Annotated in this window: 19 protein-coding genes and 1 rRNA gene; 4 read left to right on the forward strand and 16 right to left on the reverse strand. The window is 50.0% G+C overall.

The features are described 5' to 3' along the window. A partial coding sequence (locus tag ACTRC3_RS03155) for an acyl-CoA dehydratase activase-related protein (RefSeq protein WP_440321502.1) occupies positions 1-4,132 on the forward strand: 4,132 nt, incomplete at its 5' end. Positions 4,133-4,268: 136 nt separating this feature from the next. Here ACTRC3_RS03155 and ACTRC3_RS03160 read toward each other — a convergent pair. The 9 genes from ACTRC3_RS03160 to ACTRC3_RS03200 form a co-directional block, all read right to left on the reverse strand. Next, positions 4,269-5,921 carry a hypothetical protein gene (locus ACTRC3_RS03160; RefSeq protein WP_440321503.1) on the reverse strand — a complete coding sequence of 551 codons (1,653 nt, stop codon included), beginning with the start codon at positions 5,919-5,921 and terminating at the stop codon, positions 4,269-4,271. Then, complete coding sequence (locus tag ACTRC3_RS03165) at positions 5,914-6,588, reverse strand: uracil-DNA glycosylase (protein ID WP_440321504.1); 675 nt, start codon at positions 6,586-6,588, stop codon at positions 5,914-5,916. The genes ACTRC3_RS03160 and ACTRC3_RS03165 overlap by 8 nt, the downstream gene beginning before the upstream one ends. Positions 6,589-6,633: 45 nt before the next feature. After that, on the reverse strand, positions 6,634-7,395 hold the full coding sequence (gene hisF, locus ACTRC3_RS03170) for an imidazole glycerol phosphate synthase subunit HisF (protein WP_440321506.1): 762 nt from the start codon (positions 7,393-7,395) through the stop codon (positions 6,634-6,636). 3 nt (positions 7,396-7,398) lie between these two features. Next, the gene (hisH, locus tag ACTRC3_RS03175) at positions 7,399-8,010 is read right to left on the reverse strand and encodes an imidazole glycerol phosphate synthase subunit HisH (protein WP_440321507.1); all 612 of its coding nucleotides are present in this window, start codon (positions 8,008-8,010) and stop codon (positions 7,399-7,401) included. A 175-nt stretch (positions 8,011-8,185) separates the two neighbouring features. Continuing rightward, positions 8,186-8,824 carry a cobalamin-dependent protein gene (locus tag ACTRC3_RS03180; protein WP_178039103.1) on the reverse strand — a complete coding sequence of 213 codons (639 nt, stop codon included), beginning with the start codon at positions 8,822-8,824 and terminating at the stop codon, positions 8,186-8,188. Positions 8,825-8,847: 23 nt separating this feature from the next. Beyond that, positions 8,848-9,918: a dihydropteroate synthase gene (locus tag ACTRC3_RS03185; protein WP_440321509.1), complete on the reverse strand. Its 1,071-nt coding sequence runs from the start codon at positions 9,916-9,918 to the stop codon at positions 8,848-8,850. A gap of 27 nt (positions 9,919-9,945) precedes the next feature. After that, a complete protein-coding gene (locus ACTRC3_RS03190; protein WP_440321510.1) occupies positions 9,946-10,974 on the reverse strand; it encodes a uroporphyrinogen decarboxylase family protein in 1,029 nt (342 codons plus the stop codon). Between the two features lie 106 nt (positions 10,975-11,080). Next, on the reverse strand, positions 11,081-11,734 hold the full coding sequence (locus tag ACTRC3_RS03195) for a hypothetical protein (protein ID WP_440321512.1): 654 nt from the start codon (positions 11,732-11,734) through the stop codon (positions 11,081-11,083). Further along, positions 11,721-12,383, reverse strand: a complete 663-nt coding sequence (locus tag ACTRC3_RS03200; protein ID WP_440321514.1) for a cobalamin B12-binding domain-containing protein — start codon at positions 12,381-12,383, stop codon at positions 11,721-11,723. Before ACTRC3_RS03200 ends, ACTRC3_RS03195 begins: the two co-directional genes overlap by 14 nt. Before the next feature lie 138 nt (positions 12,384-12,521). Here ACTRC3_RS03200 and ACTRC3_RS03205 point away from each other — a divergent pair, with 138 nt between their 5' ends. After that, on the forward strand, positions 12,522-13,787 hold the full coding sequence (locus ACTRC3_RS03205) for a PocR ligand-binding domain-containing protein (RefSeq protein WP_178039099.1): 1,266 nt from the start codon (positions 12,522-12,524) through the stop codon (positions 13,785-13,787). Positions 13,788-13,841: 54 nt separating this feature from the next. Here ACTRC3_RS03205 and ACTRC3_RS03210 read toward each other — a convergent pair whose 3' ends face one another. The 3 genes from ACTRC3_RS03210 to ACTRC3_RS03220 are packed head-to-tail and all read right to left on the reverse strand — an operon-like array spanning position 13,842 to position 16,033. After that, a complete protein-coding gene (locus ACTRC3_RS03210; protein ID WP_178039098.1) occupies positions 13,842-14,315 on the reverse strand; it encodes a hypothetical protein in 474 nt (157 codons plus the stop codon). A gap of 15 nt (positions 14,316-14,330) precedes the next feature. Beyond that, on the reverse strand, positions 14,331-14,627 hold the full coding sequence (locus ACTRC3_RS03215) for a PTS sugar transporter subunit IIB (protein WP_178039097.1): 297 nt from the start codon (positions 14,625-14,627) through the stop codon (positions 14,331-14,333). 53 nt (positions 14,628-14,680) lie between these two features. Beyond that, positions 14,681-16,033, reverse strand: coding sequence for a PTS transporter subunit IIC (locus ACTRC3_RS03220; RefSeq protein ID WP_440321517.1), 1,353 nt, complete (start codon positions 16,031-16,033; stop codon positions 14,681-14,683). Between the two features lie 354 nt (positions 16,034-16,387). Between ACTRC3_RS03220 and ACTRC3_RS03225 the strand changes: the two genes are divergently transcribed. Continuing rightward, positions 16,388-17,512 (forward strand): cysteine desulfurase family protein, encoded by a 1,125-nt coding sequence (locus ACTRC3_RS03225; RefSeq protein ID WP_440321519.1) that lies wholly within the window; start codon positions 16,388-16,390, stop codon positions 17,510-17,512. A gap of 65 nt (positions 17,513-17,577) precedes the next feature. Here the strand turns inward: ACTRC3_RS03225 and ACTRC3_RS03230 are convergent, their stop codons facing one another. Beyond that, positions 17,578-18,543: a sugar-binding transcriptional regulator gene (locus ACTRC3_RS03230; RefSeq protein WP_440321520.1), complete on the reverse strand. Its 966-nt coding sequence runs from the start codon at positions 18,541-18,543 to the stop codon at positions 17,578-17,580. 129 nt (positions 18,544-18,672) lie between these two features. Next, complete coding sequence (locus tag ACTRC3_RS03235) at positions 18,673-20,112, reverse strand: hypothetical protein (RefSeq protein ID WP_440321522.1); 1,440 nt, start codon at positions 20,110-20,112, stop codon at positions 18,673-18,675. Between the two features lie 250 nt (positions 20,113-20,362). On the opposite strand from ACTRC3_RS03235, the gene ACTRC3_RS03240 reads away from it, so the two are divergent. Further along, positions 20,363-21,283 (forward strand): helix-turn-helix domain-containing protein, encoded by a 921-nt coding sequence (locus ACTRC3_RS03240; RefSeq protein ID WP_440321524.1) that lies wholly within the window; start codon positions 20,363-20,365, stop codon positions 21,281-21,283. 163 nt (positions 21,284-21,446) lie between these two features. Here the strand turns inward: ACTRC3_RS03240 and ACTRC3_RS03245 are convergent, their stop codons facing one another. Both ACTRC3_RS03245 and ACTRC3_RS03250 read right to left on the reverse strand, forming a co-directional pair. Further along, positions 21,447-21,584, reverse strand: a complete 138-nt coding sequence (locus tag ACTRC3_RS03245) for a hypothetical protein (protein WP_440321526.1) — start codon at positions 21,582-21,584, stop codon at positions 21,447-21,449. Continuing rightward, a 23S ribosomal RNA gene (locus tag ACTRC3_RS03250) occupies positions 21,577-22,256 on the reverse strand; the annotation flags it as partial. The genes ACTRC3_RS03245 and ACTRC3_RS03250, both read right to left, overlap by 8 nt.

Consider the following 22,256-nt stretch of genomic DNA (forward strand, 5'->3'; position numbering starts at 1 on the left):
GGCTTCTCTGCTTGAAAAGGCGGAAGGAAGGCTTGGCAATCTGACCGTCTATCCGGCCATCACCGGATCAGGCGGACTGACCCTGGCGAACCATCTGGGCGTGCCCTTCGTACAGGAAGTCGTAGCTGTAGCGACGGCTCTGGAGCAGACAGCTCCCCAGACCGACGTGGCGATAGAGCTTGGCGGTGAGGACGCAAAAATCATTTACTTCGAGGGCGGCAATGTGGAGCAGCGTATGAACGGTATCTGCGCCGGCGGTACCGGTTCCTTCATCGACCAGATGGCTTCTCTTCTGCAGACGGACGCCACCGGTCTGAATGAGTACGCCAAGAACTATCATTCCCTTTATACCATCGCGGCCCGCTGCGGCGTATTTGCCAAGTCCGATATTCAGCCGCTGATCAATGACGGTGCCACCAAGGAAGACCTGGCCGCTTCTATTTTCCAGGCCGTGGTCAACCAGACCATCAGCGGACTGGCCTGCGGCAAGCCCATCCGGGGACACGTGGCGTTCCTGGGCGGCCCGCTTCATTTCTTATCGGAACTGAAAGCAGCCTTTATCCGCACCCTGGATCTGGATGAAGAGCACATCATTGCGCCGGAGAACTCTCACCTGTTCGCCGCCATGGGTTCCGCCTTAAGCTGCGAGCAGAAGACGAGCGCTTCCTTAAGCGATATGAAGCAGCGTCTCCAAAACCATATCCAGATGGATTTCGAGGTGGCCCGTATGGAGCCGCTTTTTGCCAATGAGCATGAATATGCCAAATTCCAGGAGCGTCACAGCCGTCATGAGGTTATGCGCGGTGATTTCCAGGCCTATGAGGGCAACTGCTTTCTCGGCATCGACGCCGGAAGCACCACCACCAAGGCTGCGCTGGTAGGTGAGGACGGAGCCCTGCTCTATTCCTTCTACAGCAGTAACAATGGTAATCCCCTGGCGACCACCATCCGCGCCATCAAGGATATCTACCGGTTCCTTCCGAAGAACGCGCGCATTGCCCGTTCCTGCTCCACCGGCTACGGCGAGGCCCTGATTAAGGCAGCCCTGATGCTGGACGAGGGCGAAGTCGAGACTGTTTCTCATTATTACGCCGCTGAATTCTTTGATCCAAACGTGGACTGTATCCTGGATATCGGCGGTCAGGATATGAAATGTATCCGCATCAAGAACCACACCGTAGACAGTGTGCAGCTGAACGAGGCCTGCTCCTCCGGCTGCGGTTCCTTTATCGAGACCTTTGCTAAATCCCTGAACTACACCGTAGAGGATTTTGCCAAGGCGGCGCTTTTTGCCAAGCATCCGATCGATCTGGGAACCCGCTGTACTGTGTTTATGAATTCCAAGGTAAAGCAGGCCCAGAAAGAGGGCGCCGAGGTGTCCGATATCTCCGCAGGTCTGGCTTACTCGGTTATCAAGAACGCATTGTTCAAGGTTATCAAGGTATCCGATGCCTCCGCTCTCGGTAAAAATATCGTGGTACAGGGCGGCACCTTCTACAATGACGCGGTTCTTCGAAGCTTTGAGAAAATCGCGGACTGCGAAGCGGTTCGTCCCGACATTGCCGGTATTATGGGCGCCTTCGGCGCGGCTCTGATCGCCAGGGAACGGTATCAGGACGGCATGGAGACCACCATGCTCTCCATTGACGAGATCAATAACCTGGAATTTTCCACCTCCATGACCAAGTGTAACGGCTGTACCAACCACTGCCGTCTGACCATCAACAAATTTTCCGGCGGACGCCGCTATATCTCCGGCAACCGCTGCGAGCGTGGTATCGGAAAAGAAAAAAACAAGGACAATATTCCGAACCTGTACGAATACAAAAATAAGCGTCTCTTCGACTATGAGCCCTTATCTGAGGAAGCTGCGAAGCGCGGAACTGTGGGTATCCCCCGTGTTCTGAATTTCTATGAGAACTATCCTTTCTGGTTCACGTTCTTTACGGATCTGGGCTACCGGGTGGTACTCTCCCCTTCTTCCACCCATAAGATTTATGAAATGGGTATTGAGTCCATTCCCAGCGAGTCTGAGTGCTACCCGGCTAAGCTGGCCCACGGTCATGTGACCTGGCTCATCCGTCAGGGCCTGAAGTTCATCTTCTACCCCTGCGTACCCTATGAGCGGACTGAGTTCCCGGATGCGGGCAACCACTATAACTGCCCCATCGTCACCTCCTACGCGGAGAACATCAAAAATAACATCGACGAGCTGTCCGGCAGCGACATCGATTTCTTTAACCCATTCCTGTCCTTTGAGAACGAGTCCATTCTGGAAAATGAACTTGTTACAGAATTTTCCAGACACTGCGGCATCTCCGAGAATGAGATCCGCGAGGCAGCCAAGAAGGGCTGGGCGGAAATGGAGCATACCCGCGAGGATATCATGCGCAAGGGTGAGGAAACCCTGGAATACATGCAGAAGACCGGCCGCCGTGGCATCGTGCTGGCAGGCCGTCCCTACCATGTGGATCCGGAGATCAACCATGGCATCCCGGAAATGATCAATTCCTACGGTCTGGCTGTACTGACCGAGGATTCTGTCAGCCATCTCCATCCGGTGGAGCGCCCGCTGTTCGTCATGGACCAGTGGATGTACCATTCCCGGATGTACGCGGCTGCCAGCTTCGTAAAGACCAGGGACGATCTGGATCTGATTCAGCTGAACTCCTTCGGCTGCGGTCTGGACGCCGTCACCACCGACGAGGTCAGCGACATTCTGACCAATTCCGGCAAGATTTACACCTGCCTGAAGATCGACGAGGTCAATAACCTGGGTGCTGCCCGCATCCGGATCCGTTCCCTTATCGCCGCTATCCGCGTGCGTGAAAACAAGGGCGAATGCCGGAGCATCGTTTCCTCCGCTTATGATCGCGTGGTCTTCACCGAGGAAATGCGCAAAGAATACACCATCCTGTGTCCACAAATGTCGCCGATTCATTTCGACATTATCGAGCCTGCCTTCCGGGCTTCCGGCTACAAGCTGGAGGTACTGCCGGATTCTGACCGGGCTGCCATCGACATGGGCTTAAAATATGTCAACAACGACGCCTGCTACCCCTCTCTGGTGGTGGTAGGACAGATTATGACTGCTGTCCTTTCCGGTAAATACGATACAAATAAGCTGGCCGTTATCATCACCCAGACCGGCGGCGGCTGCCGTGCCACCAACTACATCTCCTTCATCCGCCGGGCTCTGGCCAAGGCCGGACAGGAGCAGATTCCGGTGGTATCCCTGAACCTGAATCATCTGGAGACCAACCCGGGCTTCAAGATTACCCCGGGTCTGGCTGTAAAAGGTCTCTACGGACTGGTCTTTGGCGACATCTTCATGCGGGTCCTGTACCGGATGCGTCCTTATGAGAGAGAGGCCGGCTCTGCAGACCGTCTCCACGCCAAATGGCTGAAAATCTGTCAGGACTTCGTCTCCCAGAAGCATGTGAGCCACAAGCGCTTCGTCCAGATTTGCCGCGGCATCATCAAGGACTTCGACCGCCTGCCCATCCATGAGGATCTGAAGAAGCCCCGGGTCGGCGTGGTTGGCGAGATTCTGGTGAAGTTCTCACCCTCTGCCAATAACCATCTGGTGGAGCTTCTGGAGCATGAGGGAGCGGAAGCTGTGGTTCCGGATCTGATGGACTTCCTGCTGTACTGCTTTAAGAACAGCGAGTTCAAGGCGGACCACCTGGGCAAAAAGCGCTCCGGCGCGCGGGTAGCCCGGGCCGGTATCCAGGCCATGGAATGGCTTCGGAAGCCCGCCGCCAAGGCCTTTACAGAGAGCGTCCACTTTAACGCGCCCGGCAACATCGACGAAATGGCCGATATGGCCTCCGACATTGTATCCGTGGGCAATCAGACCGGCGAGGGCTGGTTCCTGACCGCGGAAATGCTGGAGCTGATTCACGAAGACGTGCCGAACATCGTCTGCACCCAGCCCTTCGGCTGTCTGCCGAACCATGTGGTTGGCAAGGGCGTTATCAAGGAGCTGCGGCGGCGCTATCCCACCTCCAATGTGGTAGCCATTGACTACGATCCCGGTGCCAGCGAGGTCAATCAGCTGAACCGGTTAAAGCTGATGCTGTCTACGGCCAATAAGCATCTGAAAGCTGAACAAAATAGTTCTCCGAATTAAAATTGAAACACCCGTAAGAACTCTGTAGTAATAAGGGTTCTTGCGGGTGTTTTTTATAAACCAAAACCGTGTACCCTTTATGATATAGATACACGGTTTTGATATTTTTATATTCTTTTATTTTTTCTGACTCCTATCAGACCGTTTTCTGTTCTCCCTCTTTCTCCCCGGTTCTACTAAATAGAAGCAGACACAGCGGCACAAAAATCACGCTGTCAAAATGGAAAAACCGATAGGTCGGGCCGCACAGCAGCAGCATGGTTCCATAGCTGTAAGCCAGGATCGGCAGGGTCAGCGTCATGGCTTTCCAGCCCTTGCCCTTCCGTATGAAGACAAACAGCGTACATAGAATCAGAATCAACAGGTGCGTGCCATTGTAGGAAAACAGGTAATCTACGGGACTGTTCAGCACCCACTCGTCGAAGTCATTGAGGGCTGTCCGCATGTCTTCCCGGTTCTTCACATAGCTGAAATTCCAGTCATTTTCCCGGATCTGATACTCCAGATCTGCATGCCACTCTTCTGTTCCCCGAATATCCCAGACCATCCGTGTGACCTCGTAGAACGCCTGCAGGGACAGACCCGGCGCATTCTTTATGGTCTCCGCCGTAAATTTCAGGAATTCTGCCGGATCAGTCTCCTTGATAACCGTATTTGCATTGGTTACAAACTTAAAGGAATTATAATTGCCCATCTCATAGATCTTCCAGCGCTTCTCCGGTCCAATCTTGGCGAAAAACTCCGCCGCCTCCGGGCTTAAGCTCTCCGGCGCCATCTCATGGACATTGCAGAGAATCGTCATGGGCACACCTACCGTCTCCACATAGGTCTGGTCCGGACGGCTGGCCCCCACCAGATCATAGATGGGATGCTCAATGATCCACATGCCCGCCAGCATCAGCACCAGGGAAACGGCTGCTTCCCTGCGAAGCTCCCTGAAGAACAAGAGCATCAGAATCAGCAGTGGAATCGTATACAGGATGCCATTGTGGCGCACAAGAGAAATGGAAATCAGCACCAGAATAAATACTGCCAGATTCCTTTTTTTCTTAAGCCACAGTCCATTCGTCTTCCAAATGTTGACAAGATATACGGTAAACAGCACCATGAACACCGTCAGCGCGCTGTCCTTCCACATAAAAAGCAGAATCCGGTGGGTCTGCGGATTGGCCGCCAGGAAAAACTCTGTGAGCACCAATGTCCATACCGGAAAACGCCATTTTGCCATGGTGTATACAAGGTAGCCGCAGACCAGGCTGTATAAAAGCAGCTGCATGAAAACTGCGAAGCCGTAATGATTCACTATCTTCGAAAACAGCGCGATAATCAGTGTATGGAACACCGGATGCCAGGTGTCGTACTGGTGGTTCTGTATCTGCCACCATTGATCCAGATTATCCCAGTCAAAGGAGCCCGGGAAATAAGCGTAGAAATACACCATCATCCAGATAAAGACTGCACCAAAGCCCAGCACCGCCCAAAAAATCAGACGCCGCCGTTCTTTCTTCGGATCCGTACAGGGGCTGGTCTCCGATAAAATCATACCGGAGCATCGGTACACACCCCACTGCAATCCCAGATACACCGGAATCAGCATCACCAATGCAGCCAGAAGCTTTACCTTCCAGTATTTCGTATCCATCGGCACAGCCGCCATCATCTGCGGAATCAGCCACAGCAAAAATATAAGATAGCAGGTCACCAGTCCTGTCAGAAGCTCGAGCATCACCCGCGTGCTCTTCTTCTGTTCTGCATACCAGGCTCTGGCCAGTTTTATCTGCCTACACATTTTCAATCTGCCAGTCTATGGGCTCCAGCCCATTTTTTACAAGGAATTCATTGGTCTGGCTGAAGGGACGGCTTCCGAAAAATCCCCTATATGCAGACAGAGGACTCGGATGGGGCGCCTTCAGAATCAGATGCTTCGGGTTGTTCAGCATCTGAGCCTTTTTCTGGGCCGGACTGCCCCAGAGAATGAATACAATCGGGCGATCCTGCTCATTTAAGATACGGATGGCCGCGTCGGTGAACTGTTCCCAGCCCATGCCCCGATGGGAATTGGCCTGATGAGCCCGGACGGTCAGCACCGTGTTCAGCATCAGCACGCCCTGTTTCGCCCATTTGGTCAGATAGCCGTTGTTCGGGATATAGCAGCCCAGATCGTCATGCAGCTCCTGATAGATATTCACCAGCGACGGCGGAATAGCCACATCCGGCTTCACGGAGAAGCACAGCCCGTGGGCCTGTCCGTCATTGTGATAGGGATCCTGCCCCAGGATCACCACCTTTACCTCATGGAGAGGCGTCAGATGAAAGGCGTTGAAAATGTCGTCCGCAGGCGGAAAAATCTGCCGTGTGGAGTATTCATTTTTTACGAATTTGAATAATTCCGCATAATATGGCTTGGAAAATTCCGGTTTCAACGGCTCCAGCCAGTCATTTTGAATCATAGACATGATTATATATCTCCTGTAAAAATCTGTATCTTTTATACTGTCCCGTTACAGGCGGACAGATACGCCGCGTCCCCGCAGATATTCCTTCAGCTCCCGGATCTCCAGCTCTTTATAATGGAACAGGGAAGCCGCCAACACCGCGTCCGCCTTGCCTTCCGTCAGCGCGTCGTAGAAATGCTCCTTCGTTCCCGCGCCGCCGGACGCGATGACCGGAATGGACACATTTTCCGCAATGGTGCGGGTCAGTTCCAAATCGTATCCCGCCTTGGTGCCGTCACAGTCCATGCTGGTCAACAGAATCTCACCTGCGCCAAGCCTGTCAGCCTTCATGGCCCACTCTACCGCGTCGATACCCATATCCACACGGCCACCGTTTTTATAGATATTCCATCCGCTGCCGTCAGCCCGCTTCTTCGCGTCAATGGCAACCACCACGCACTGACTGCCAAACTTGTCTGCTGCCTCGCTGATAAGCTCCGGCCGCATGATGGCTGCGCTGTTCACGGAGATTTTATCTGCGCCTTCCCTGAGCAGCGCCTTGAAGTCGTCCACAGTACGGATACCGCCGCCTACCGTAAAAGGAATAAACACTTTCTCAGCCACCCGGCGTACCATCTCCACAACCGTATTGCGCGCGTCGGAAGAGGCTGTGATATCCAGAAATACCAACTCGTCCGCTCCCGCCGCGTCATAGGCTGCCGCGATTTCCACCGGATCGCCCGCGTCCCTTAAGTTTACGAAATTAACGCCCTTCACCACGCGTCCCGCGTGTACGTCCAGGCAGGGAATAATTCGTTTTGTAAACATAGCCTAATCCTCCAGCTTCGCGAAATTTTCCAGTATCCTAAGCCCCACCCGGCTGCTCTTCTCAGGATGGAACTGGCAGGCAAACACATTGCCCTGCTCCACGGAGGCATCGATGGTCACGCCGTACTCCGTGGTGGCCTTTACGATCTGTGGATTCTCCGCCTTCAGATAATAGGAATGGACAAAATACACATAGGATCCCTCGGGCAAATCCCGGAACAGCCGGCCTTCATTCTGCAGATGCAGGGAATTCCATCCGATATGAGGTACTTTTAAGCCTTCTTTATCCGGAATTCGTAATATCTCGCCCTTCAGGATTCCAAGTCCTTCCACGCCGGGTGCTTCGTCGCTTCGCTCAAACAAAAGCTGCAGACCCAGACAGATGCCAAGAAAGGGCTTTCCCCTCTCTGCCAGCTCGTGAATCACCGGAACCAGTCCATAGCTTTTCAGCTTTTCCATGGCCTCCCCGAAATTGCCGACGCCCGGAAGAATTACTTTATCCGCGCGAAGCAATGCTTCTCTCTCACGGGTTATCAGCACCTCTTCCCCCAGGGAAAGGAGCGCCTTTTCCACGCTCTTTAAATTGCCCGCGTCATAATCGATGATTGCTATCATAATATTCACTCCTCATACAGGACCGTTTTATTGCATGATTCTTACTTAGTTTACTACAAATTAAACATTTGTGCATTACTTTTTTCGGATAAAAAAGCCGGATAAAAGAACCGGACCGCCAAAAGCGGTCCGGTTCCTGAGGGATAATGTAGCAATAAAAAGAATTATAGCGTGATTATGCTGCCAGCTTCTTGGCAAGAACTGCTGCCTCTGCGGCATCTGCGGAATATCCGTCGGCACCGATCTCATCTGCGAACTCCTTGGTAATCGGAGCGCCGCCTACCATGATCTTTACTTCGTTACGGAAATCCTCATGATTCAAAGCGTCTACCGTCTCACGCAGATCCGGCATGGTTGTGGTCAGAAGCGCGGACAGCGCAATGATCTTGGTATCCGGATTTTCACGGTAGCACTCAATAATCTTTGCAATAGGAACATCGATTCCCAGATCGATGACCTCAAAGCCTGCGCTCTCGATCATCATGGCAACCAGGTTCTTTCCGATATCATGCAGGTCATTCTTAACCGTAGCGATAATTACCTTGCCCAGGCTTCCTGTGGAGCCATTTGCAAGATGCGGCTGCAGAACTGCAACGCCCTTTTTCATGGCGCGGGCCGCTACCAGCATCTCGGATACAAAGATTTCATTTTTGGAGAACTGCTCTCCAACCTCGGACATCGCCTCTACCATACCCTGATTCAGGATTTCAGAAGCATCACAGCCTGCATCCAGAGCAGCCTGTACTGCCTTTGCTACCTTCTTCGCGCTTCCTTTAATAACAAGTTCCTTTACTTCTTCAATTTCCGGTCTCATAATCAATCATTCCTCCTGTTTTCTTATTTCTTCGGTACGCCAAAAAGGTCGTCCTTATATGCTTCGATGTATGACATACAGTAACCGTCTTCATCCAGACCAAGCAAAGCTTCTGCCGCATAGGAGACGCCCTGAATATCGCGGTCCTCCTCATCCGGCTCCAGATCCTCTACCGTCATCTGCAGCTCCTTCATAGCCAGTATGGTCGCGGACATCTCCGCGTATTTTCTGGCCTCCTCCGGAGTGAAATCGCCATCCGGAAGGGGAAGCTCCACATCCTCCAGTGTCTGCTCCTTCACCGCTCCTACAATCTTCTGCATCTCGGCGTCGGAAAGCTTCAGCATCTTCTCTGTAGTATCAATAATCGCATGCATTCCATGGTTCAGCGGATCCAGGATACCGCTGTCCAGTCCATGGGATAATACCAGGGAAGCGAAAGCATAGTTCATATATTTCCGGGCAGGCAGGCCGTGGGAAATATTGCTGATAGCGGAAGTAATATGAATGGTCGGGTATTTTGCGCGGATAGCGTCAATTACCTTGGTATTGATGGTGATTCCCGGTCCATCCTCTCTGTCCGGATCCATCAGGGCCGCAGCCTCGATGATGGGGTCAATGTGGATTCTGGACGGATCAATTCCATACTCCTCTGCCTTCTTCATAATATTATCAAAGACACGCAGACGGTCTGCCGCGGACTTGGGAATTCCCGTGTCATCGCACAGCATGGCGATGACTTCCCAGCCAGGATTCTCAGCCATAATTTTGAAAATAGAATCTATATGTTTTTTACTCTCCATGGACACGGAGTTAAAAAGCCCCGGTTTCTCACAGAACTTGTATGTTTCTGCCAGCACCTCAGTGCTAGGACTGTCGATGGAGATCGGAACATCTGTCACACTCTGTACCAGGTCAATCATCCAGTGCAGGGTTTCTACCTCGCCCACTTCGACAGAAGCGCATACATCGATAAAAGCCGCTCCGTCTGCCGCCTCTTTCCGGGCGATATCCTTAATCCATTCCTCATCCCGACCTGCGATAGCCTTTGCCATAGAAGGAATCGTTCCGTTCAGCTTCTCTGCAATAATAATCATTGTCATTTCCTCCTGTTATCCTGCGCCTTATTTCTTATAGGTACCGTACTTCTCAAAGCACTCCAGTTCATACAGCATGGTTTCCTTGGTGGTACCGATTGCATCCAGATAGCCGTACTCTACACCGATAAAGCCGCCCTGTCTGGTACCCCATTTTTCAATCAGTTCCTTTGCTTCCCGATCGATACGCTCCTTATCTCCGGTCGGCAGTGTGGTCTGAATATCCACAGACGCCTCAAAGCAGATACGTCCCTGACCAATCTTGGAAATCTCATCCACGCCTACCAGATTCGGCTGATGGATATTGATGATATCTACGCCAAGCTCAATCAGATCCTCCAGGATGTCATTGATCTTGCCGTCTGTATGGAAACGGATGTCCATACCGCACTCATGCGCCTTGTCAAAGATTCTCTTATACTGCGGCTTGAAGATTTCACGGAATCTCTTGGGAGAAATCATCAGTGCCTGCTGGGTACCCCAGTCGTCTGTGGTATCATAGCAGTGAATCCGGCCCTTTCCCAGACGATATGCTTCTTCGATAATGCCGATCTGATAGTCTGCAAGCTTTCTTGCCAGCTCCTCTGTCTCCTCCGGAAGCTCAATGATATCGCAAAGGGTATCCTCAAAGCCGTGCAGGAAATGCATACGCTCAAAAATACACTGGGGGCTGTTCAACTGTACATACAGGTTCTTTTCCTCTGCCTCCTTCAGCGCTTCCTCCAGTCCGTCAAAACGGCCCTCTGCCTTCGGATCCGGGAACTGGAAATCCTCCAGATCCTCCTCCAGATCCTCCAGAGCGATATTACAGGGCTCGCCCATGCTGGATCCCTTTCCGTCGCTTCTCCACAGGCATCCCCACTCATCGTATTCGTTGTCGCCCGGACGAACCTTCTTGGATACGCTGTAGGTCTTGCTGTTGTCTCTTTTATCCTTCGGCGGAAGTACGAAGATACGGCATACATCACCCTTTCCCGCGATTCTGTCAAATCGAAGACCGATACGGTCCGGATTCTGGAAATGTATATTAGCCTTCATAATTTCATAACTGGTCATTTTTCTTTTCCTCTCTTTCGCTTTTCCTGTAAAATCTACAGACTTTCAAATCCTATATCTGACATCCGTTTGGCCGCGCGCCAGCTTTCCGAACGTACATCCATATTTACGCTTCCAGAAGCTCCGGACTGGGAGGCTCCTTTCGCATATTGCAGGCTGTGTTGGTACACCGTCTGCAGTCATGTGCCACCCGGAATTCTTCCGGATCCTCCGACAGAAGGAAGATATGGCAAATGGTTTTTACCGGGTAGAACATATATCCCCTGGATAAGGTCAGTCCCGGAAGCTCTGCCTCCCCGATGGTGTCGAAGGCAAACTTCTGGGCTTCCATGGTCAGATCGCCCGGAATCTCCAGTCGTCCCCGGATGCCCACCTTTCTTTCCCGGCAGACGTCCATCACCTGATGCACCCAGCATTTTTCCAGTTCAAACAGATAAATATCTGCATAGGAGTCTGCCAGAAGTCCTCTGACGCAGTCCCCGTCCCGGAAAAAGCTCTCACAATAATCGGAAATATCCTTTCCAATCGTAATAATGGCGCAGGCTACCTCTGTTCCCTCCGGAATCTTTTTCGTAGCCAGCTCCTTCGGTATTTTTCCGAAGGCCATTGCTCCATGGGGATCTAACGCCCTTTTTGCCTCGCTTTCAAGCTCTTCCAGCTCACTCTGAAATTCCTCATACCACTCAGATTCCGGCGGACAATTCATTTTTTGAAGTACCTTTTTCTCCGGCACCTCTGCTTTCAGGTTATGAAACCTCATCTTGTCCTCTCTTCTTCAGAACTGCCTTCCTTGCCTCTCTGGCACAGGACATGGCGTCTGACGTATAAATATCTGCATCAATTTCCTGGGCAAAGCATTCATTGACCGGAGCTCCGCCTATCATAACAATATATTTTTCGCGTAAATGACGGCGCTTCAGTTCTTCAATAACCTCCTGCATGGCGTCCATCGTGGTGGTCAGAAGCGCTGACATGCAGATGATATCTGCCCCAACCTCCTCGGCGGTATCAAGGAACAGGGCTGTATCCGCATCGTATCCGATATCCACCACCTCGAAGCCTGCTGCCCGAAGAGACAGGGATACCATATGCTTTCCGATATCATGCCAGTCGCCGCGCACCGTTCCCAGTACAACTCTTCCGATATAGCCATCGCCATCTCCCGTGGTCAGATAACCCTCCAGAATGGTAAGTCCGGCGTTGATGGCTCTGGATGAGACCAATACCTCCGGCACAAATACCTCATCCTTCTTAAACTTATCAGCAACTACCATCATACCTGTCAACAGGCCTTCATTCAGAATCACCTTCGGATCATAGCCTTCCTCCAGCGCCTGACGTACCAGCTGCTTTACACTTTTTGCTTTTCCTTCTTGTACGCTTCCTGATATACTCTGAATTATCGACATCTCTGTCACTCCTCAATATCTGATGTTATTTTAGTAATTTTTTTTGGATTTTGCTTGTAATAACTTTTGAAATTTGATACTTTTTTTGATTTTCATATGATATAATAGCATGCATACGAGGAAAAGGAGTCTTTCTATATGCAAGCCTATTTATACAATATTATCAGTGAACAGCAGTTGAAGGAAATTCTGGAATGTCTTTATTCCTGCCTGAATCTGCCTATTCAGGCTCTGGATGAAGCGGGCAACACCCTCTGTGGCTTTGGCACTGCCACTCCCTTTTGTATGCAGTTTAAGAAGCTGTTATCTGAGCAGAGCGCCCAGAAGGGCAGCTGTAAGGAGCTGCACGCAAAAGCGGCAAAACGGGCCATGGATCTGGGGGAGGCCTACGTCTTTTCCTGTCATGCTAACCTTAATCATATCATATTTCCACTGGTAAATAAAGACACCCTCTTTGGCGCGATTCTGATAGGCCCTTTTCTGATGGACGAACCAGACTCTACCTTACTTTTGGATATCACCCGGCGGTATACCGTATCTACCGAGCATACTCTGGACCTCTATGAGGCTCTGTCCGGTATCCGCATCATCACCCCTGAGATGGCTACACATATCAGCCGGCTTCTCTCCTACACCTTTACTCCGCTGATTCCCTCGGCTCTGCAGCAGCTTTCCGAAAGCCGGAGTAAAATTGTACAGCAGTCCCGCATCAGCGAATCCATTCAGATGTACAAATCCGTAGAGTCTGTACAGGGACAGAGTTATCCGGTGGAAAAAGAAAATCTACTCATTCGGCGGGTAAAGGAACGCAATATCCAGGATTCCCGGAAAGTTCTCAACGAACTCCTCGGATATGTATTTTTTGAGGGCGGCAATAACCTGAATATCATCCGTTCCCGGGCCATTGAACTCTGTTCCGTTCTTTCCCGGGCAGCCATGGAGGGCGGAGCCAACACCGACGTGGCCCTGAAAATCAGCAATAATTTTCTCCAGAATCTGAATTCCACCCGCAATCAGGAGGAGCTCTGCCTGGAGCTTCAGAAAACTCTGGATTTCTTTATTGAAAGTATGTTTGTAAAAAATTCAGGAAAAAACAGCGAGGTAATTAAGAATGCCATCCAGTACATGACCCAGAACTACAATAAGCCCCTGACTCTGGAGGAAACGGCGGCCCAGGTACAGCTGAACCCCTCCTACTTTTCTTCCCTGTTTAAGAAATCCTGCGGTTCCTCCTTTAAGGAATATCTGAACTATATCCGCATTGAGGAAAGCAAGCACCTTCTGAGCAACACCAATTATTCTATCATTGACATCGCGATTGCCGTGGGCTTTGAGGAGCAGAGTTATTTTACGAGAGTTTTCAAGAAATATACCGGTCTGACACCCAAGCAGTACCGGAAATAACGCTCCCAAACTATATAAAAACCCGATGGGCTTTATCTTCCCATCGGGTTTCGTTTATCCGTTCAGCTTCAGAGAATTCTCTACCATCACCTTCGGAATATACTTTTGAATTTCATACACCAGCTGCTTTAACTGATATTTCGGAAATATAAGCTTAAACTGTCTCTTCCCGGTTGTAAAACGCGCAATAACCTTAGATGTCTGATATTCCGCAATCTCCACTGTCGTTACCTTTTCCCAGGGAATTACAAAGCCCAGCTTTACCACGCCCTTTTCACTGATTCCCCGCTTCACCGCCAGGGTAAAGAACAGCGCCATCAGGATTAACGTATTGCGAAGGCTTTCTACAAATTCCGCACCGGGATCCGGCCGCAAAAGCAACGATGTAAACAGTAATACAAGACAGAATGTGAAGAAATCGTCTTTTCCTTTCACGGTAACCCGGCGGTTCTGCCGGATTACCAGATAAGTCTCATATATCAGCACTGCCAGTGCCAGAATGCTGACCATATAATTGATGACTGTCATAAAAGCCGTTCCCGATTACATTTCGCCCGGGAAATTTTCCTTTACACAGTTTACCAGCAGACCTGTTACCTCATCCTTGTTCAGCATATTGGTTGTAGTAACAATCTTTGCGTCGGTCGGCGGAAGCATTTCCACGATCTCCGGGCTGGTCAGAACGATATCCGCATTCATCAGGAATCCCGCTGCCTCACCATGCGCGCAGGCTTCAACGCTGGCACTGATTCCGTTTTCCATGCAGATATTATTTACATTGATTTTCAGCAGCATACTGGTTCCCATTCCATTATGGCATACACATACGATATTTAACATGATTCTTTCTCCTTTTTGTCTTGTATTTCTTAATGATTATTACACAGCAAAGCTTAGCATGCAACCGGAATTCCGAGCATTGCTCCGATTCCCTTGAAGATAGCGGTGATTGCTACCCAGATGGTTGCGTAGTCGCTGACACCCTGCCACCACGGCAGATCCAGCATAGCAACCGCAAGCGCGGAACCGAAAATCTGAATCAGTCCTGTGCAGAAGCAGATGGTTACCAGAGCCTTCCAGCCACCGAACTTATTCGCGAAGATACCTACGGTAGCGCCGTCGAAGAACAGCGGGATAAAGCTCGGAATCAGGATAATCGGGCTTCCTGTTGCAATCAGGACAATTACACCTACAATCTGGCCCAGTGCGCCGCACAGGAAACCAAGTACTACAGATTTCGGAGCGAAGCCGTACAGAGCAGCACAGTCAACACCTGCAACTGCGCCCGGCAGAAGCTTCTCAGAGATACCCTTGAAGGACATCATCAACTCACCTACGAACATACGAACGCCGGCAAGCAGTACCCACAGGTCTGCGGTCAGTGTGATGGAAATCCACAGCATGAAGATGATGCTGTTCTTATAGGTACCGTTGTTAAAGCCGTCAGCTCCGCGAAGAGCGTCTACGCCATCCTTACCGATAACCAGCATAATCACTGCAGTTGCGATAATCATACAGAGCAGAGTTGCCAGAACGCTGTCCTGAAGGAAGTTCAGGGATGCCGGCAGTTTCTTCTTTTCGATATCGTCCTTCTCCGGATTACCAATCTTCGGAGCTACCTTGTAAGCTACAAAGTCCATAAACATCTGCTGATGAGCAACGGTCAGGTCTGCGCCGCCTGTGATAACCTTGGTCGGCTTAATCAGCATCGTAGAACAGATACCCCAGTACAGAGCTGTCACAACAGATGCAATCAGGATGGTCGGAACCATGCCGGTACCCAGGAATCTCCATACAATATATACGGTGATACCACACTGTACGATCATCGCGTTGCCGGTCAGGTATACGGCACGAATCTTGGTGTACTTACGAAGCGCTACCAGAATCAGGTTGATGATAAATGCAACCAGAAGTGTATACAGTCCCCAGGAGGTACCTACGCCCTCTCCCAGTACAGCATCCATTTTCTCAAAGCCTGCTGTCATGGTTGAGTAGGTGTTCAGGCCTGCGCCCTGAAGTCCTGTAGAATTTTTCAGTGCTGTCAGAAGATGACCAAAGTTCGCGGACAGGGCGCCGGAACCGATACCCATTACAATAATACCGATAGACGCCTTAAATGCTCCAATCAGAGCTTTTCCGACGGTCTGTTTCATAGCAAGGTAACCAATGAACACTACGATTGCCAAAAGCAGGAATGGCTGTGTGAAGATCTGCTTCAGCAATAAATCAAGAATATAATTCATAATCCCTTCTCCTTCTCGTATTGAGTTGTAAACTACATTTTTCATTTGAAGCCTCCGGACAGTCCCCCGGAAATACTGCGCGCCTGTTTTCCGCTGTCTCCTTTATGTCCTCCAAACTTAATTAGATGATAGCAGTTTTTTCCCGTCAATATTTTGAATTATTTTTGAAAAATGGTATTTATTTTGGATATTTTAACAAATAAACATTTTCTCACCTTTGTGCTTCTCTGCACATTTATTCACTTTTCATTATTTTTGGAATTTCATCCCAAATCCTGCGGTTCTATTGAATGGAAAAACTTTGCATGCTATCATACAGACAGAGTTATCGTTTTATGAACAGGAGGGATTCTTTTGATTTACCTTGACAACAGCGCTACGACTTCCACCGACCCGGATATTGCGGCCATCGCCCTTGATTTTATGACAAACCGTTACGGCAATCCGTCTTCTCTCCATCATTTTGGAATGGATGCCTATCAGGCTGTAATGAACGCGCGTTACCAGGCGGCCCGGCTTCTCGGAGCCCCCACAGATTCTGTCTATTTTACCTCCGGCGGAACAGAAAGTAATAACATTGCCATCCGGGGTACCGCCCTGGCGAATCAGGCTGTGGGACGTCATATTGTGACCACGACCATTGAGCACAGCTCTGTACTCTCCTGCTGTCAGGCTCTGGAAAAGGAGGGCTTTTCCGTCACCTACGTGACTCCCTCTCCGGAAACACACCGCATAGAGGCGCAGGATATTCTCGGGGCTGTCCGGGAGGACACTATTCTCATTTCCATGATGCATGTGAACAACGAAACCGGTGAGATTCTTCCCGTGCGGGAGGTTGCTGAGGCTGTACACCGGGAGCATCCCCACACGCTTATCCACTGCGATACAGTCCAGAGCTTTGGCAAAATACCGGTCAAGCTCCATGAGCTGAAGGTGGATCTTCTGTCTGCCAGCGGCCATAAAATCCATGCGCCCAAGGGAATCGGCATGCTTTATATCCGTCCTCAGGTTCCCGTAACGCCCCTGGAATACGGCGGCGCCCAGGAGGGTCATGTAAATCCCGGTACGGAAAGTGTTCCTCTCATCTGTGCCTTTGGCGCTGCCGCTGAAAAACGGCTTCTGAACATGAAACAGAATCTGGAACAGGTCACCCGGCTGAACCGGTATTGCCGGAATGCCGTTACCGCTGCATTCCCTCAGGTACAAATTCTGAGTCCCGAAGACGCCTGTCCCTATGTGCTGAATTGTTCCTTTTCCGGCACACAATCCGGAGATCTGGTGGACGCCCTGAGTATGCGCGACATCTATGTATCAGCAGGCTCAGCCTGCTCCCGCGGCACCTTAAGCCATGTACTGAAAAGCGCCGGTTATGAAGCCTCTCTGGTTGAGGGCGCTCTGCGCATCAGCTTTGACGCGCAAAATACCACGGAAGAAATCGATACGCTCATTCAGGCGCTCAAAGACGTGATTTTAAAATAACCGTTTCTAAAAATTAGTTCCGGGAATCTCCCTCTGTGGATTCCCGGAACCTTTTATCTGTCTGATTATTCTATCATTTTTCCTTCCTGGATCAATACATTCAATGCGGTATTCTCATCAGTAATCAGCGTTTTCATCAATCCGCCGTGCAGGGCTCCCAAAATGGGAAGCGCCTTTTTCTGGCCCTGCGCTATGGTAATTACCTGTTCTTTATTTACAATTTCTTCCACTTCCAGGCCGAAAATTTTATTATGCAGCTCCGTATCCAGAATTCTGCCCTCCCGGTCATAGTATCTTCCAAAAAACAGACCGACCGCTCCCTGCTGGCTCAGACGAAGCTTTTCTTCTTTTCCAAGATAAGAATTCCACAGAATCCGCTTATCCTTCAAATCAAAATTTCCCACGGAGCTCAGTATCACATTGGCCTGCTTGGCAAGCTCTATGGTCTTGCCTACCGCCGCCACACGGTTCAATACCTGTCTGGCCTGCTTATCATCCAGAATAAAGGGGGCAAAGAGATTGTGGCAGGAGGCTCCGTATACCTTGGCAAACTGCCGGACCAGCTCCATCTCCTCCTCGTTCTGTGAAGGGTTATTCAGCAACCCAATCAGCTGCACTACCTGAATCGGCAGAAACCTTTGGGGCTCCATACACTCTACCACCGTCTGGAGCGTCCTGCCTCTTCCGATTCCGATAATGGAATCCTTGGTTAAAATAGAATCTATGTACTCTGCGGCTGCCCTAGCGACTGTACGGAGCGCCTCGTCCTCCCCGCCGGGAATGTCCGCCAGAATCACCGCCTCCTTAAGTCCATATCGTTCTTCAAAAATATGCTCCAGATAATCATTCCGCCGGAAGCCGCCATTGATACGTATATCTACGATATTCTCTTCCTTCGCTGCCTTCAGAAGACGGGAAATCTTGGTTCTGGACAGATATAGCGCTCTCGCGATCTCTGCCTGGGTCATATCATCACGATAATACATGACTGCCGCGCGTTTTTTCAATTCATCCTGATTTTCCACTGTCATATAACCTCCAAAAAACGGCAAAACTATAGTCTCTTCACCAAATATCCCGGATAAAGTATACCATAATTTTGCCGTTGCTTCAATTCTTTCTATTATTTCAGATTTCAGGCTCCCAGGCAATTCTGCCGATTACGCAACCACAACATCCATTCCCAGCATATCTGCCAGCATTCTTAAATCCTCCTCGTAATCACCGTATACCCATGCGAAGTGATGTCCGAATTCTGCTTCCTTTTTATGGAAATCATGGCTGTCCTCCACATCAAATACCAGCGCGTGCTTGCACTCCGGCGTCAGGAAATCATCACAGCCGGTAACCGTACCGCGTACAATCATAATCTTATCCATCTTTGGACTCAGATTGATTAAGGTAACCTTCTCTCCCGCATCCTGGGCAAAGTCGTAACGCATGGTGGTTCCCCAGTTGCCCTTGGTAAAGCTTACATAATCGATCGGCAGCGGCTTCTCATCATAGCCCTTCATATACTTGGAACATACGTCGTGCAGAATACGCAGAGAATGGTTGGTTTTATCCTCCAGACGCACCATGCAGTTACCCATATGCGGCGCTTTTCTCGCAATGCTCATCAGAATTGCGATAGAGATCACCGATCCCACATCGGACGCGCAGGCGGACGGTACTCCGTCATCCTTCATCAGAGAATGTGTCAGACAGAAGGTCAGGTGACGCTTATTCAGCTCTCTGGTTGCGCACATCTCAAAGCAGGGCAGTGTAAATGCGTTGCAATCATAGAAGGACATGACCTTCTTTGCGGTCAGATAGAACTCCACATCATTGGAAATCGTCTCTGCGGGAAGATGAACGCCATTGGCATCCTCCACCAGCTTATCCGCAATGGCCTTTGCCTCTGCCTTTTCCTCATCTGTCAGGGCATCCAGCTCCTTGAAGAACTCCAGACCATTATAGTTCAGGATTTCCGTACCGAAGCGCTTCGTTACATCTGTGATATCCACAAAGGAGCTTACGCAGCCGAAGGAAAGAATGTTATTTCTCAGGCCGTACAGAAGCTTCATATTCTTCAATACCTTTCTGGTGCGCATCGCACGGAAGGTCTGGTTCAGCTCCTCATAGCTCAGTGCGTTGTATACCTCAAAATCACCGCTTGCGAACAGATGCGCCGCCGCGTCGATTCCGCCCAGACGGGAATATTTACTGTTGGACAGCGGACAAAAAGCAATCGGCTTGCTGGAACGCTTTGCAATAATCGTAGATACATAAGAAATCAGTCTGGTTCCGGAAATCAGGTAAACATCTACCTTCCCGTTATTAGAAAGCACATCCTCAATACTCTCTTCCTTCACCGCAAAATCCTCATGCCACTCCAGATATTTACTCTCCAGAAGCTCTACATGACCATGATCCACGTAGTTTTTCAGATCCTCGTTGAAGAACTGGAAGGTTTTTAAAGATTCCTTCTTCTCGTAATCGTAGGTGAGCTCCTCTCCAGCGCCGTAGCGGCAGGGTCCCATAAATACATTCAGGTGTACCAGGCTTACGAATACCGGCTGAACGACAAGTTTCTTTGTTACAATACTGTTTTTGTACATTGTAAATCCCCTTTCGTTTTCACGTGATTTTGTTCTGCTTTTATTATTCACAACTGGTATTTTTTTGTCAATATTTTCACCAACGATATGACAAATGACTGATTTTTTTCTCATTCTGCACAAATGTTCAACGGGATATTTCGTGCGAATTGCAGTTTTTCTGCCTTTTTTGGTAATAAAAAATGGTATTTTTACCAAACTTATGGTATTATTTATTTCACAAAATAATTACCAGAAAAGAGGCTTTGTTTTGGAAGTTAAACTCTATAACTATATTGAAAAAAAGAAATTGGAAAGGCTCCTGGAATGTCTTTACTCCTGCCTGGAGCTTCCTCTGCAGGCATTAAACGAAAACGGGCAGACACTCTGCGGCTTCGGCATCTCCACGCCCTTTTGCGACTGTTTTAAAAAGCTGCTTTCTGTCTATTCCACTCCCAAGGACTCCTGTCGGGAGCTCCACGCGGATGCGGCTCTGCGCGCTCTAAAATCTCAGAAGCCCTATATTTTTTCCTGTCATGCCAATCTGAATCATCTGGTCTATCCCTTATACCATGATTCCGAGGCTCTGGGCTGTATTCTCATCGGCCCCTTTCTGACTGCGCCTGCAGATACCGATATGCTCAGCGATATCGGAGAACGATACGTTCTTCCCTCCAAACCACTGCTGGAGCTTTGTGCGTACACCTCCAGCATTCCTCTGATCCCGCCGGAAAAAGCAGAACAGATCAGCTGGCTTCTGTCCTATATGCTTCCTCCGCTGTTCTCGGCAAAGTCAGATTCCTGCTCCTTCTGCACCACATCCTGCTCATCCTGTTCCAAAAAGCAGAGTGCCGCCAGAGAAGGCGGTAATTACCGCAACGAACAGGAACTGATGACCGCTGCCATCGCTTATATCTCCGAGCATTATGACCAGCCTCTTACCCTGAAGGAAACCGCTGATCATGTAAAACTGAATCCTTCTTATTTTTCTGCACTGTTTAAGCAATGCTCCGGTTCTACTTTTAAGGAATTTCTGAATTATACACGAATTGAGGAAAGTAAGAAATATCTGATCAATACAAATTATTCCATTCTTGATATTGCCATCGCCACCGGCTTCGAGGATCAGAGTTACTTTACTAAGGTATTTAAAAAATATACCGGCATGACGCCGCGGCAGTATCGAAACTGATATCCGTTTCCAAAAAATACACACAACACAAAAAACGCTGTACGAACATTTCGTACAGCGTTCTCTTTGTACCTTCAAAACTATATACTGCATATCTTCTTAGACATTTTCTATCCTATGACGCTTCGCGAAGATTTTACTTTCTTCACTCGCACGAGACCGGTCACTCAGAACCGCTTGCGCGCTTCTTCGTGCCTTCGCTCCGCGAATGCTCAGCCGTCACATCTGCTTTGCTTCGGAGTGCCAGCACTCCTCTTCTCCGCATCTGCTCCGTCTGACCGCTCTCTCCGCTCTTGGTCAAGCCCTCGACCTATTAGTAACAGTCAGCTCCATGCATTACTGCACTTCCACCTCTGCCCTATCTACCTTGTCGTCTTCAAGGGGTCTTACTTCTTTCGAATGGGATATCTCATCTTGAGGGGGGCTTCACGCTTAGATGCCTTCAGCGTTTATCCCGTCCCGACTTGGCTACTCGGCCATGAGCCTGGCGGCTCAACCGATACACCAGAGGTCAGTCCATCCCGGTCCTCTCGTACTAAGGACAGCTCCTCTCAAATATCCTACGCCCACGCCGGATAGGGACCGAACTGTCTCACGACGTTCTGAACCCAGCTCGCGTACCGCTTTAATGGGCGAACAGCCCAACCCTTGGGACCTACTACAGCCCCAGGATGCGATGAGCCGACATCGAGGTGCCAAACCACTCCGTCGATGTGAACTCTTGGGAGTGATAAGCCTGTTATCCCCAGGGTAGCTTTTATCCGTTGAGCGATGGCAATCCCACTTTATACCACCGGATCACTAAGTCCTACTTTCGTACCTGCTCCACCCGTCGGTGTCGCAGTCAAGCTCCCTTCTGCCTTTGCACTCTTCAAATGGTTTCCAACCATTCTGAGGGAACCTTTGAGCGCCTCCGATACCCTTTCGGAGGCGACCGCCCCAGTCAAACTCCCCGCCTGACACTGTCCCGTGG

The sequence above is a fragment of the Laedolimicola sp. genome, from assembly GCF_051972735.1.
GTDB classification, from domain to species: domain Bacteria; phylum Bacillota; class Clostridia; order Lachnospirales; family Lachnospiraceae; genus Laedolimicola; species Laedolimicola intestinihominis.

Coding starts and splice junctions, on each gene's coding strand:
- ACTRC3_RS03160 (WP_440321503.1), bottom strand. CDS start 5,921: ATGTGTAGGCAGATAAAACTGGCCAGAGCCTGGTATGCAGAACAGAAG.
- hisF (WP_440321506.1), bottom strand. CDS start 7,395: ATGTTTACAAAACGAATTATTCCCTGCCTGGACGTACACGCGGGACGC.
- ACTRC3_RS03205 (WP_178039099.1), top strand. CDS start 12,522: ATGCAAGCCTATTTATACAATATTATCAGTGAACAGCAGTTGAAGGAA.
- ACTRC3_RS03215 (WP_178039097.1), bottom strand. CDS start 14,627: ATGTTAAATATCGTATGTGTATGCCATAATGGAATGGGAACCAGTATG.
- ACTRC3_RS03200 (WP_440321514.1), bottom strand. CDS start 12,383: ATGTCGATAATTCAGAGTATATCAGGAAGCGTACAAGAAGGAAAAGCA.
- ACTRC3_RS03195 (WP_440321512.1), bottom strand. CDS start 11,734: ATGAGGTTTCATAACCTGAAAGCAGAGGTGCCGGAGAAAAAGGTACTT.
- ACTRC3_RS03235 (WP_440321522.1), bottom strand. CDS start 20,112: ATGTACAAAAACAGTATTGTAACAAAGAAACTTGTCGTTCAGCCGGTA.
- ACTRC3_RS03220 (WP_440321517.1), bottom strand. CDS start 16,033: ATGAATTATATTCTTGATTTATTGCTGAAGCAGATCTTCACACAGCCA.
- hisH (WP_440321507.1), bottom strand. CDS start 8,010: ATGATAGCAATCATCGATTATGACGCGGGCAATTTAAAGAGCGTGGAA.
- ACTRC3_RS03190 (WP_440321510.1), bottom strand. CDS start 10,974: ATGACCAGTTATGAAATTATGAAGGCTAATATACATTTCCAGAATCCG.
- ACTRC3_RS03210 (WP_178039098.1), bottom strand. CDS start 14,315: ATGACAGTCATCAATTATATGGTCAGCATTCTGGCACTGGCAGTGCTG.
- ACTRC3_RS03180 (WP_178039103.1), bottom strand. CDS start 8,824: ATGAGACCGGAAATTGAAGAAGTAAAGGAACTTGTTATTAAAGGAAGC.
- ACTRC3_RS03185 (WP_440321509.1), bottom strand. CDS start 9,918: ATGATTATTATTGCAGAGAAGCTGAACGGAACGATTCCTTCTATGGCA.
- ACTRC3_RS03230 (WP_440321520.1), bottom strand. CDS start 18,543: ATGACAGTGGAAAATCAGGATGAATTGAAAAAACGCGCGGCAGTCATG.
- ACTRC3_RS03165 (WP_440321504.1), bottom strand. CDS start 6,588: ATGTCTATGATTCAAAATGACTGGCTGGAGCCGTTGAAACCGGAATTT.